Annotated in this window: 12 protein-coding genes; 7 read left to right on the plus strand and 5 right to left on the minus strand. The window is 72.8% G+C overall.

Features of this window, described 5'->3' with window-relative positions; all coding sequences use genetic code 11:
• Positions 1-320 (plus strand): hypothetical protein (locus AB0I21_RS03285; RefSeq protein WP_360558689.1); only part of this gene is annotated, 320 nt, incomplete at its 5' end.
• Positions 321-824: 504 nt separating this feature from the next.
• On the plus strand, positions 825-1,433 hold the full coding sequence (locus AB0I21_RS03290; protein ID WP_360558690.1) for a hypothetical protein: 609 nt from the start codon (positions 825-827) through the stop codon (positions 1,431-1,433).
• Between the two features lie 1,057 nt (positions 1,434-2,490).
• On the opposite strand, the gene AB0I21_RS03295 is transcribed toward AB0I21_RS03290, so the two are convergent.
• Complete coding sequence (locus AB0I21_RS03295) at positions 2,491-5,001, minus strand: SpoIIE family protein phosphatase (RefSeq protein WP_360558692.1); 2,511 nt, start codon at positions 4,999-5,001, stop codon at positions 2,491-2,493.
• Positions 5,002-5,264: 263 nt separating this feature from the next.
• Between AB0I21_RS03295 and AB0I21_RS03300 the strand changes: the two genes are divergently transcribed.
• Positions 5,265-6,515, plus strand: coding sequence for a glycosyltransferase (locus AB0I21_RS03300; RefSeq protein WP_360558694.1), 1,251 nt, complete (start codon positions 5,265-5,267; stop codon positions 6,513-6,515).
• 212 nt (positions 6,516-6,727) lie between these two features.
• Positions 6,728-7,552: an RNA polymerase sigma factor SigF gene (locus tag AB0I21_RS03305; RefSeq protein ID WP_360558696.1), complete on the plus strand. Its 825-nt coding sequence runs from the start codon at positions 6,728-6,730 to the stop codon at positions 7,550-7,552.
• A gap of 15 nt (positions 7,553-7,567) precedes the next feature.
• Here AB0I21_RS03305 and AB0I21_RS03310 read toward each other — a convergent pair whose 3' ends face one another.
• The 4 genes from AB0I21_RS03310 to AB0I21_RS03325 are packed head-to-tail and all read right to left on the minus strand — an operon-like array spanning position 7,568 to position 9,578.
• The gene (locus tag AB0I21_RS03310) at positions 7,568-8,329 is read right to left on the minus strand and encodes a metallophosphoesterase (protein ID WP_360558698.1); all 762 of its coding nucleotides are present in this window, start codon (positions 8,327-8,329) and stop codon (positions 7,568-7,570) included.
• Positions 8,326-8,571: a hypothetical protein gene (locus tag AB0I21_RS03315; RefSeq protein ID WP_344506131.1), complete on the minus strand. Its 246-nt coding sequence runs from the start codon at positions 8,569-8,571 to the stop codon at positions 8,326-8,328. The genes AB0I21_RS03310 and AB0I21_RS03315 overlap by 4 nt, the downstream gene beginning before the upstream one ends.
• A 10-nt stretch (positions 8,572-8,581) precedes the next feature.
• Positions 8,582-9,181 carry a nucleotidyltransferase family protein gene (locus tag AB0I21_RS03320; protein ID WP_344506132.1) on the minus strand — a complete coding sequence of 200 codons (600 nt, stop codon included), beginning with the start codon at positions 9,179-9,181 and terminating at the stop codon, positions 8,582-8,584.
• A gap of 22 nt (positions 9,182-9,203) precedes the next feature.
• Positions 9,204-9,578, minus strand: a complete 375-nt coding sequence (locus AB0I21_RS03325; protein WP_360558700.1) for a hemerythrin domain-containing protein — start codon at positions 9,576-9,578, stop codon at positions 9,204-9,206.
• A 142-nt stretch (positions 9,579-9,720) separates the two neighbouring features.
• Here AB0I21_RS03325 and AB0I21_RS03330 point away from each other — a divergent pair, with 142 nt between their 5' ends.
• The 3 genes from AB0I21_RS03330 (at position 9,721) to rocD (ending at position 12,142) form a co-directional block, all read left to right on the plus strand.
• Positions 9,721-9,936, plus strand: coding sequence for a hypothetical protein (locus tag AB0I21_RS03330; protein ID WP_344506134.1), 216 nt, complete (start codon positions 9,721-9,723; stop codon positions 9,934-9,936).
• A gap of 197 nt (positions 9,937-10,133) precedes the next feature.
• Positions 10,134-10,934, plus strand: coding sequence for a dimethylargininase (ddaH, locus tag AB0I21_RS03335; RefSeq protein WP_360558702.1), 801 nt, complete (start codon positions 10,134-10,136; stop codon positions 10,932-10,934).
• Positions 10,931-12,142, plus strand: a complete 1,212-nt coding sequence (gene rocD / locus AB0I21_RS03340; protein WP_360558704.1) for an ornithine--oxo-acid transaminase — start codon at positions 10,931-10,933, stop codon at positions 12,140-12,142. The genes ddaH and rocD overlap by 4 nt, the downstream gene beginning before the upstream one ends.
• Positions 12,143-12,163: the final 21 nt, after the last annotated feature.

Raw genomic sequence — 12,163 nt, forward strand, 5'->3', positions numbered from 1 at the left:
AGCTCGACGAGCCGGGTGCGCGGGACGGCGACGTCGTCGACCATGATGCCGCCGCTGCCGCTGCCGTCGCCGTCGCTGCCGTCGCCGTCGCCGTCGCTGCCGTCGCCGTCGCTGCCGTCGCCGCCGCTGCCGTCGCCGTCGCCGTCGCCGTCGCTGCCGTCGCCGTCGCTGCCGTCGCCGTCGCCGCCGCTGCCGTCGCCGTCGCTGCTGCCGCCGCCGCCGCCGCTGCCGCCGTCGCCGTCGCCGTCGCCGCCGTCGCCGTCGCCGTCGCCGTCGCCGCCGTCGCCGTCGCCGTCGCCGTTGACGCCCCCGCCTGTTGACGCGGCTGCCGTTGACGCGGCTGCCGTTGACGCTGCTGCCTGTTGACGCGGCCGCCTGTTGACCCCGGTCGCCCGTTGACGCCCCCGCCACAACCCTCATTCCCCTGACCGCACCGTCCGCTGCGCCGCTCTCGCATGGTCCAGCGCGGCCGAGGAAGGAGGGCAGCGCGGCCTGCGCGGTCGCGTAGATCACCGCGCGGGTCGCGGGCTGCTCCAGCGCGAGCAGCACGCTGATCACCAGCAGTGACGCGAAGTGGTAACGAACCGGCCCAGCAGCGCCCACAGCGACGTCCAGCGGGGTGCCGTAGAAGCCGCTCTGCGAGTTCAGCGGAAAGGCGCACGCCACTGGCCGCCCTGCGCGAGTGGGCGGAACACCTGCCACAGGACGAGCGCGGGGGTGGCGGCGGCGACGACCGTGACGCCGGCCTCGACCGCCCCGCCGAGCCGCCGCCCGGGCGTTGGTCGCGAACGGGCAACGGTGGGTCACAGGGCATGATTTGGGGCGTGTACGAGCTCGACGTGATCGCCGACGACAGCCTCGGTCGCTTCGTCTCCCGCTGGTACGGCCTGCCCGACCGCCCCCGCCGCGACCTCGACCTGCCGCCCGGCCTGCCCGCCGCGCTCGCCGACTGGCACCGCGTCGCGTCCCGCTACTGCCTGCCGTTGAGCCGTGACCACGTGATGCTCGCCCCCGCCGACCTCACGGAGTCCGCCGGCCTGGTCCGCTTCTGGTCCGGCACCGACGACTGGTACTCGTACGCCCCCGGCCCCGCCGACCCGCTCGTCGTGGAGAGCGACACGATCGAGACCGGCCTGCCGTTGTCGAGGTTTCTCGTGTACGCCGCTGTCTACGAGGCCACGTACACCCCGCTGCACGGCCTCGTCTGCCTGTCCCCGGACCCCGACGGCCTCCGCCAGGTCCAGCTCCGCCTCCGCGAACTGGACGACCCGCTGTGGCGCTGGCCGTCCCCGGACACCCGCTACTACGGCGACGACGACCTCCTCGCCCACCTCGGCCCCGACCGCATCGTCATCTCCGCCCGCCACCGGGACGCCCTGGGCCGCTTCGACAACCTCGGCCTCCCCTGGACCTGGGACTCCCGAACCCCCTGACCCGCCCCGAACGACGACACGGACGTGCCACCCCCACGACCTGGACGGAGGCGAGCAGCGACCCGCGCCCCGCATGGCGGAGCCCGCGGCCGACGGCGGACGCCAGCGGTCCGGGGTGTGGATGGGTGCCGCGACTCCCGGCCGGCCGAGACCCGGCGCTGGGTAGTGGCGGCTTCGGGGCTGCCGGAACGGCCGGGAGTTGGTGGAGATCGGAGCCGGGCGCCCGCTTGTCGGCGGCGTGCGCGTGGCGGCCGGCGGATTCGGGGTGGTGGGAGGTGCAATCGGGCGACTTGTCGGCGGTGGCGTCGGCCCGGTGGGTGGTGGCTTCGGAGGTGCGGGAAGGACTGCGGCTGTTGCGGCGGCGGGGTTTGGAGCTGGGCGGATGCTTGTCGGTGGTGTGAGCGCAGCGGTCGGCGGGTTCCGGGAGGCGCCGGGGTGCGGTAGCGCGCGGCGTGGCTGCTTGTCGGTGGTGTGGGTGTGGTGGCCGGCGGATTCGGGGTGGTGGGAGGTGCGGTCGGGCGACTGGTCCGCGGCGGTGTCGGTCCGATGGGTGGTGGCTTCGGAGGTGCTGGAAGGGGCTGCGGCAGTTGCGGCGGCGGGGATTGGGACTGGGGGCTGTTTGTCGGCGTGGTGGCTGGCGGATCCGGGGTGGTGGGGGGTGCGGTTGGGCGGCATGTCGGCGGCGGGATGGTTGGGGAAGGGGTTGCGGCGGCCAGCTCGCGGGCGTTGCGCAGGCGGGTCAGCTTCGTGGTGTGGCGGGCGGCCAGGCCGTGTGCGCGAGCCGCCGCGAACTCCGCCTTGGCGCGGTGGCGGTCCGTGCGGCGGCGGGCGGACTCAAAGGCCTGCGTGGCGAGGCGGGCGGCCTGGGCGGCGAGCAGGGCGGCCTGCGTGGGGATGCGGGTGGTCGGGCACAACGCCCCCGCGCCCGGTGCTTCCAGCGAAAAACATGGTCGTGGCACAGGCTGCCTCCCCCGATAGCCGCCTCCCACATTCTCCCGCCCGCCCAAACCCCCGTCCAGCGTGGTATCACCATGTGGGCACAAGCACCTCAGGTGGGTCAGGGGACGTGCACGAGCATGGCGCAGACGTCTTCGTCGTCGGGGATGTTGAGGCTGGTGACGAGGTGGGTGACGACGGCGTCGAAGTTGGACAGGTCGATGTGTTCGCCGGCGCGGCGGACGAGGTCCAGGCCGCCGCCGCGGCGGCGGTCGACGCGGGCCTGGCCGCCGGTGTAGAGCAGGACGCGGTCGCCCGGGTCCAGGGTCACGGTCGTGTCGGAGTAGCGCATCTCGGTGACCTCGCCCAGGGGGAGGCCGAGGGGGCCTGACAGCACGGTGCCCTGGCCGGTGGCGGTGTAGCGGATGGGGGCGACCTGGCCCGCGGCGGCCCAGCGGAGCTCGCGGGTCGTGGGGGAGTAGCGGGCCACGACGAGGCAGGCGGTGTGCTCGACCTCCATCGCGCAGAGCATCCCGTTGACGGCGCTGAGGATGTCGCCGGGGGTCATGTCCAGGGCCGCGTAGGCGCGCACCGCGTACCGGAGCCTCGCCGCCGTCGTCATGGAGGACAGGCCGCGGTCGTCGACGTCGCCGAGGACGAGGATCGTGCCGCCGTCGGGGAGGGAGGTGGCGTCGAACCAGTCGCCGTCGACGGTGCCGACGCGTTCGGGGGAGCGGCAGTGGCCGCAGATCTCGACGCCTTCCATGTGGCCGAGCTCGGGGTCGGTGGGCAGGAGCGCCTTCTGCAGGGCCTGGGCGGCGCGGCGCTCGTCGGCGACCCGGTGCCGCTGCGCGGCCAGGGCCTCCTCGGCGCGGCGGAGGCGGGCCTCGATGGCGCGCTCCTCGGTGACGTCCTGGACGGTGCCGCGCACGGCGGTGACGTTGCCGGTGTCGTCGAAGAGCGGCTCGGCGGTGAGGCGCAGGCGGCGGCCGTTGACCCGGCCGGCGCCGCGGACCTCGGCGAGCAGGTGCTTGCCCTCCACGACGGTGCGGCGGACGGCGTCCTGGACGGCGAGGAGGTCGTCGGCGTGCACGCTGGCGGTGAGCTCGTCGACGGGGACGCGGGCGGCGTCGCGGCCGCCGTGGAAGAGCCGGATCAGCTCCGGTGAGCAGCGCGGCTCGGGGTCGCGCAGCTCCCAGCAGAACGAGCCGACGCCGGCGATCCGCTCGGCCTGCAGGAGCTGGTCGTACAGGAGGTCGGCCTCGGTCGCGATCCGCCACACCGCGAACACCCGGTCCCACAGGCGCACGGCGTGCATGGAGATCGACTGTGTGGTCGGCACGCCGTCCGCCCGCGGGTCGGCGCGCAGGCCTTCCATCCGGCGGGGCTGGCCGTCCTGGAGCATGCGGGCGAACTCCGGCAGCAGGGTGGCGCTGCCGAGGGTCGGGTAGGCGGCGAGCAGCGTGGCCTCGTCGGGGTCGACCCGGGCGGTGGCGAGGACCTGCCTGGCCATGACGTTGGCGTACTCGACGCGGAAGTCCACCAGCTGGCCGTCGACGGTCACCGGGGACAGCAACGCGGCGGGGTTGTGCAGGACGTCGACGACGGTCGGCAGCCACACCTGCGCCGGGGCGGCCTGCGCGCTCTCCTCGCCCTCGACGTGGAACCAGGCGCTGGCGATCTCGTCGCCGATGAGCGCGTCGACCTGCCGCGCGACGGGTTCGAGCAGGGCCGCCACGTACCGCCGCAGCTCGTCGCCGTCGGGGAGGCCCTCGGCCCAGCTCATGATGATGGCGCCGAGCACCCGCTCGCCGGAGATGAGCGGCGAGGCGAGGACGGTGTCGCCGCTGAACGGCAGCTGGTCCATCACCGGGAACCGGCGGGTGACCTCCTCGCCGCCGACGAGCCAGATCGTCTCGACGTCCTGGACGGCGACGACGAGCGGCAGCGCCGGGTCCGGGGGGATCCGGGACCAGCGGCTGCGGACCTCGCCGGGGATGCCGAACGCGCCGACGCCGCGCTGTGCGCCGTCCGGGTCGAGCAGCGTGATCATGATCGAGGTGGGGGCGGGCCACGCGGTCGGCGCGGTGCCGAGGACCTCGGCGATCTCGTCGTAGCCGCGGGCGGCCGCGATCCGGGCGCTGAGCAGCTGGTGCTGGGACTGCAGCGCCTCGACCTCGGGGGAGCGGCTGGCCCGCCGGCGGGGCTTCTCCACCGCCGGTGCGGGGACGCCGGAGGGCGCCGCGGTGCGGGCACGGCTGCGCGCGACGTGCTGGCGCAGCTCGTCATCGATGAGATTCACCACATCGGGCGCGTCCGGGTCGGGCGAGGTGGTGCCGACGATCGCGGCGGCGACCTCGATCAGCTTGATGTTGGTGCGCTGCGACAGCCGGACCAGCTGGTCGAACCCCTGGTCGGGGCTGACGCCGAGCCGCTCGACGAGCACCCCCTTGGCCTGCTCGATGACGGCCCGGTTCCGCATGGCGGTGCGCACGCCGGTGAGCTCGGCCCGCAGCTTGGCGACGAGCGCGGCGAGGGCCTCCGCCGGCTCCGCACTGCCACCATCAGCACCACCGGCGGGCGCCGAGGCCGCCCGAGACGGCGCGGTGCCCTCAGGTGTCGGGGTGCCCACGCCGCCGTCAGACGGCGTCGACGCACCCGGCCGACCTGTGCCCGACGGCTTGGCCACCATGCCCTCCACATCCCGGTCCTGTGCAGTTGAACGTGCAACCGACCCTAGAAGTCACCCGAGCCGGTTGCGACTCGACCGTTGATGTTTACCACCAACCGGCCAGGGTAGGGGCGTTGGCAGGTCAGCACGGTCGGCCACGTGGAGGTGCGCGCAGTGCAACAGGCGTCTTCGCCGCGGGCGGGTGCGGCTTGAGGATCGCGATCGTGTCCGTGCACGCGAGCCCCCTGGCGCTCGGTACCTCGGGCACGGGCGGCCAGCACACCCACGTCACCGCCCTCGCCGAGGCCCTCGGGCGCCGCGGGCACGACGTGCGGGTCTACACCCGCCGGGACGCCGCCGCCCCCGACGACGTCGTCATGACGGGCGCCGGGTTCACCGTGGAGCACGTGCCGGCCGGCCCCGTCGAGGAGCTGCCGGCGGACGCGCTGCTGCCGCACGTCGGCGACTTCGGGCGATGGCTCGCCGCCCACTGGCGCGGCGACGCGACCCGCCCCGACGTGATCCACGCCCACTTCTGGCTCAGCGGCCTGGCCGCCCTGACCGCGACGGCGGAGCGCCGGATCCCGGTCGTGCAGACGTACCACGGGCTCGGCACGGTCAAGCGGCGCATGCTGAAGGACCGCGACGCCAGCCCCGAGGCGCGGATCGGCCTGGAGCGGACCCTCGGCACGATGGTCGACCGGGTCGTCGCGCAGTGCGAGGACGAGGTCGTCGAGCTCGGCCGGATGGGCATCCGCCGGTCCGACACCGTGGTCGTGCCGTCCGGCGTCGACGGGGAGGTGTTCGCGCCGAACGGTCCCCGCGCCGACCACCTGCGCCCCGGCATGCGCCGCATCCTCAGCGTCGGGCCGCTCGTGCCGCGTAAGGGCTTCGCGGACCTGGTCGAGGCGCTGCGCCGGGTCCCCGGCGCGGAGCTCGTCATCGTCGGCGGGCCCGCACCGGACCGGATCCACCGCGACCCAGAGGCCCGCCGCCTGATGGAGCTCGCCGACCGGTTCGGGGTCGGCGACCGGGTCAGGCTCATCGGCGCCGTCGCTCAGCAGGATCTGCCCAGCTGGTACCGCTCCGCCGACGTGCTCGCCTGCGCGCCGTGGTACGAGCCGTTCGGCCTCACGCCCCTGGAGGCGATGTCCTGCGGTGTGCCGGTCGTCGCGTACGAGGTCGGCGGCATCGGCGAGAGCGTCATCGACAACGTCACCGGGCTGCTGGTGCCGGCGCGGGACGTGCCGGCGATGGCGTCCGCGCTGCGCGGGCTCCTCGGCGACGAGGTGCGCCGGATGAGCTACGCCAGCGCAGCGATCGACCGGGTCCGCTCCCGGTACACCTGGGAACGCACCGCGACCGACGTCGAGCGGATCTACCGGGCGGTGACCGGGCAGAGCGGGACCGGCGACGCCGACAGCGACGCGGACGCCGACGCCGACGACGAGGCCCTCACCGACGTCTCTTCGTAGTCTTGTCATCACAGGGCGACAGGCGTACGTTTGTATGACCCGCAACATCAGCTGAACAGCTGATTGGCTCGACCGTCAAACCAGTCGCGGTCGCCGTGCCGGGTTGCGCGCCGGACGTTCGAGACCAGGGCGTCTGCCGGCGAAATCTCTCCCGTGACCGCTGCCCGCACCCAAGGGCGGACGGATCACGGCAGCAGGCAGGGGGATCCCCCATGACCGCCACCGTCCACCGCCCCGCCCCGCGGCCTCACGCCCGCGCCGGCCACCGCGCCGGCCACAAAGACCTCGAGACCGAAGCCCGCGCGCTGCTCGCGCTGCTGAGCGAGCTGCCCGCCGGCAGCGCCGACCACGACCGGATCCGGGCCAGGGTCATCGAGCTGCACCTGCCGCTCGCCGAGTACCTCGCCCGCCGGTTCCGCAACCGCGGCGAACCCCTCGACGACCTGACCCAGGTCGCCAACGTCGGGCTCATCAAGTCCGTCGACGGCTACGACCCGGCGCGCGGCGCCGTGTTCACCAGCTACGCCATCCCGATGATCGTCGGTGAGCTCAAGCGGCACTTCCGCGACAAGGGCTGGGACGTCCGGGTGCCACGCCGGCTGCAGGAGCTGCGGCTGGAGATCTCCAAGGTGTCCGGTGACCTCGCGCAACGGCTGGGCCGCTCGCCGACCGTCGCGGACCTCGCGGAGAAGCTCGGCGTCAGCGAGGAGGACGTCATCGAGGGCATCGAGTCCGGGCACGCGTACCGGGCGCTGTCCATCAACGCGCCGACCGGCAACGAGGAGGCCGGCCCCGAGCTCGCCGACCTGCTCGGCGGCCTGGACCGCGACCTGGAGGCCGTCGACGACCGCGAGTCGCTGCGGCCGCTGATCGCGGAGCTGCCGGAGCGCGAGCAGAAGATCATCGCGATGCGGTTCTTCGGCAACATGACACAGACGCAGATCGCCGACCGGCTCGGCATCTCGCAGATGCACGTGTCGCGCCTGCTCGCCCACGCCCTGGCCCACCTGAGGGGCGCCCTGGTCACACCCCTGTGACGCCCCTCCCAGGAGCTAGGCGGGCGTCAGTACCGACGACAGCTGATACACGTTGTAGGCCTGCTTGATGACCGGGTGGGCGACGTTGCGGACGGGCACCCCGCCCGGCGTCGTCCCCCGCTCCGACCCCGCGTGCGCGTGCCCGTGCACGGCCAGCCCGACGCCCGGTGCCGCGTCGATCGCCTGCGCGAGCAGGTACGACCCGAGGAACGGGTAGATCTCCAGCGGCTCGCCCAGCAGCGTCTCGGGGACCGGCGAATAGTGGGTGAGCGCTATCCGTACATCAGCGTCCAACGCCGACAGTGCGGCGCCGAACCGCTCGGCCAGCTCGCGGCTGTGCCGGGTGAACGCCTTCATCTCAGGCTCGCCGAACTCGCTGGCGCACGCGCCCGCGAACCCGCCGCCGAAGCCCTTCGTGCCGGCGACCCCGACCCGCACGCCGTCCACGTCCAGGACCGTGCCGGAGCACTCCAGGACGGTGATCCCGCCGTCCTCCAGGACCTTCGTCACCTCGGCCGGCTGGTCGCAGTGGTGGTCGTGGTTGCCGAGGATCGCGATCACCGGCACGGCCAGGCCGCCGAACTCCTCCGCGACGCAGTGCGCCTCGTCGGCGGTGCCGTGCCGGGTCAGGTCACCGGCGAGCAGCAGCATGTCGGCCTTGTCGCCGATGTGCTCCAGCGCTGGCCGGTACCGGCCGAGGACGTCCGCGTCGAGGTGGACGTCGCCGACCGCGGCGACTCTGACGCAGCCATTGGCACTGCCTTCGTCGAACGTCATAGCTCCTCCACGTCCTGCGGCTCGTTGACCCTGGTGAGCCCGATGTTGCAGTGCACCGGCAGGTCCGGGAACGTCTCGTGGACGACCTGGCAGATCAGGTCGCGGCGTTCGGCGCTCTCCACCTCACCGACGAGGCTGACCCCGTCCTCGGTGCGGACCACCCGGATGCCCTGCTCGGCGATGCGGGCGTCCTCGATGAGCAGCTGGTGCAGCTCGCTCTCGACGTGCTGGTCGATGATCACGAGTGCCTCCTCACAGGGAAGCGGCGAGGGCGCTGGTCTCGTCCAGCGACATGACGCCGAGGCGGTCGATCAAGAACAGGAAAGCATGCGCGTACGGCGAGTGGGCCGTTTCCCGGTACACCCGCGGCCAGTCGATCTGCTCCCGCAGCGACCGCGCGACCGGCAGCCCGCGCGCGTAGTCGCAGTAGTGCGCCGACCACGTCAGAACCTTGTGGATCATCAGCTCGGTCGCGGACAGCACGGGCATGTGGCACGCGTTGACGGCGATCACGTCGGTGTCGGCGAGCGTCGCGTCGGTGACCGGCCGCTGCACCGGGCAGAAGATGAAGTCGATGAGGTTGTCCTCGTTCTCCACCGAGTCCCAGGCCTTCACCAGCCAGCCCTCGGGCGGCACCTCGCCGCGGAACCCGACCTCCGCCAGCGCCGTCAGGACCCGCTCCGCGTCCTCGGCCTTGATGAGGAAGTCGATGTCGTGGTCGACGGACTCGCCTCCCCGCGCGTACACCGCGAAACTGCCGGCCAGGCAGAACGGGATGCCGGCGTCCTTCAAGTGGAACGCCGCACGTTTCAGCGTCGCGATCAGCGGCTGCCTGTCCTCCGGAACTGCCATGCAGAACGGCTTACCCGTCTGGTCATTCCGTCACACGCACCGATTGCGGCAGCCGCGGGAAGAGTTCGGTCTCTTCCTCCTGTACGTGCTCCCGCACCGCCTCCAGGAGCGCCGCCAGCAGCATCCCGAACGCGGGATCCACGTCGTTGAGCTCCGTCAGCCGCGCCACGAGCTCGCTGATGCGCCGGTGCTCGGCCGCCTCGTAGTCGGCGAGCTCCGCAGGCAGGTGCGCGTGCAGCAACCGCTCCTCGGTCGCCGTGTGGGAGGCCAGCATCGTGACGGCGGCGTCCAGCGCGCCCCGGCGGGCGGCCGGCGACTCCGCGGTCTCGATCTCGGCGAACAGCGACTCGAGCCGGCGGTGTTCGCCGACCAGCAGGCCGATGAGGTCCTGCTCCATGGTCAGCTCCCCAGGTTCCGTGGCACAGGCATGCGTTGGCGTACCCTGCCCGCCACCCGGCTAACCGTCACGAAGCAGACCTGATCGATTTCGGCGGGGCGGGCTTCCATCTGCCTTGGTACGTGTGTTCGAATGTCTCCTCATGGAGCGCAGGAAGCACTGGTGGAACGGCACCTGGGGGCGGCTCGCCCGCCGCGACGTCTATCTCTTCGAGGACGCCGGCCACTGGTGGGTCGAGTCGCGGGAAGGCGGCGCCGACGGGCGCTCCCGCACCTACGAGTTCGACGCCGAAGAGCCGGCGATGGACTGCGTCTCCGGCCTGCTCGCCCAGCCCGGCGACTGGCGCGAGCTGCGCTGAGCCGGTTGCCTGCCGGGTGCGGGGCGGGTGTGGGGCGGCGGCTGCGCGGTTGCCCGTCCCGGCCACCCGGCTCGGGTCCCGTCCGGGTCCGCTTGGTTCTGGGCGCAACGAATCGCCGTCTGATCGCGGTACAAGACAGGAAAACGCCGGCAAGAAGCAGCTTTCCGCAATGGAACGCCGGGCGGGCGGCGCCTACGTTGGATCGCATGAGCCGTCGCTACCTGATGTGTCGACCTACGTACTTCGCCGTTGACTACGCGATCAATCCCTGGATGGACCCGACCGCGCCCGTCGACGCCGACCTCGCCGTCGCGCAATGGACCCGGCTGCACGAGCTCTACCTGTCGTTCGGCCACACCGTCGACCTCATCGACCCGGTGCCCGGCCTGCCCGACATGGTCTTCGCCGCCAACGGCGCCACCGTCGTCGACGGGGTCGTCTACGGCGCGCAGTTCCGCCACCCGGAGCGCGCCGACGAAGGCCCCGCCTACCTCGCCTGGTTCGAGCGCAACGGCTTTCAGATCCACCCGGCGAAGAGCGTCAACGAGGGCGAAGGCGACATCCTCCTCGCCGGCGAGCACCTCCTCGCCGGCACCGGCCTGCGCACCGAGCTCGCCGCGCACGCCGAGGCGCAGGAACTCTTCGGGCGGCCGGTGATCACCCTGCAGCTCGTCGACCCGCGCTACTACCACCTCGACACGGCGCTGACCGTCCTGTCGCCGACCAATGTCGCCTACTACCCGGGCGCGTTCTCGCCGGGCAGCCAGGCGGTGCTGCGCCGCCTGTACCCCGAAGCCGTCATCGCGACCGCCGACGACGCCGCCGTCCTCGGCCTGAACGCCGTCAGCGACGGCCACCGGGTCGTCCTGCCATCCGCCGCCACCCGCCTCGCGCGGGAGCTAGCGTCGAAAGGGTTCCAGCCGGTGCCAGTCGACGTGTCCGAACTGCACAAGGCCGGCGGCGGCCCGAAGTGCTGCACGCTGGAGGTGCGCGCATGACCACCGCTGTTTCCTCGTCGACCGGCCCCTTCCTGGACCAGGCCGAGCGCTGGACCGCGCACAACTACCACCCGCTGCCCGTCGTCATCGCCTCCGGTGAGGGCGCCTGGGTCACCGACGTCGACGGCCGCCGCTACCTGGACTGCCTCGCCGGCTACTCCGCGCTCAACTTCGGCCACCGCCACCCGGCACTCATCGCCGCCGCACACGCCCAGCTGGACCGGATCACGCTGACCAGCCGCGCGTTCGTGCACGACCAGTTCGGCCCCTTCTGCGAGGAGCTGGCCGCGCTGTGCGGCAAGGACCTCGTCCTGCCGATGAACACTGGCGCCGAGGCCGTCGAGACCGCGATCAAGGTGGCCCGCAAGTGGGGCTACAAGGTCAAGGGCGTCCCCGACGGCCAGGCCACCATCGTCGTGGCCGCCGACAACTTCCACGGCCGCACCACCACGATCATCAGCTTCTCCACCGACCCCGACGCGCGCGCCGACTACGGCCCCTACACGCCCGGGTTCCGGATCGTGCCGTACGGCGACCTGGACGCCCTCACGTCGGCGATCGACGACACCACCGTCGCCGTGCTCATCGAACCCATCCAGGGCGAGGCCGGCGTCCTCGTCCCGCCACCGGACTACCTGCCCGGCGTGCGCGACGTGTGCACCTTGAAGAACGTGCTGTTCATCGCGGACGAGGTGCAGTCCGGCCTGGGCCGGACCGGTTCGACCTTCGCCTCGTCGCCGGTCGTCCCCGACATGTACGTGCTGGGCAAGGCCCTCGGCGGCGGCATCGTGCCCGTGTCGGCGGTCGCCGCCTCGCACGACATCCTGGGCGTGCTGCGCCCCGGCGAGCACGGCTCCACGTTCGGCGGCAACCCCCTCGCGTGCGCCGTCGCCCGTGCCGTCATCGCGCTGCTGAACACCGGCGAGTTCCAGGCGAACGCGCGGACCGTCGGCGCCCATCTGCACGAGCGGCTCAACGCCCTGGTCGGCCACGGCCTGACCGCCGTCCGCGGCCGCGGCCTGTGGGCCGGCATCGACATCGACCCCGCCCTGATGACCGGCCGCCAGGCCTGCGAGGCCCTCATGGCCCGCGGCGTCCTGGCCAAGGACACCCACGGCTCGACCCTGCGCCTGGCCCCGCCGCTGCACGTGACCGCAGAGGACGTGGACGTCGCCGTCGACGCCCTCCACGCCGTCCTGAAGTCCTGACACCCACGCTTCCCTGCGCTT

Origin of the sequence: Dactylosporangium sp. NPDC050588, assembly GCF_040654975.1 — a bacterium.
Classification (GTDB): Bacteria; Actinomycetota; Actinomycetes; order Mycobacteriales; family Micromonosporaceae; genus Dactylosporangium; species Dactylosporangium maewongense.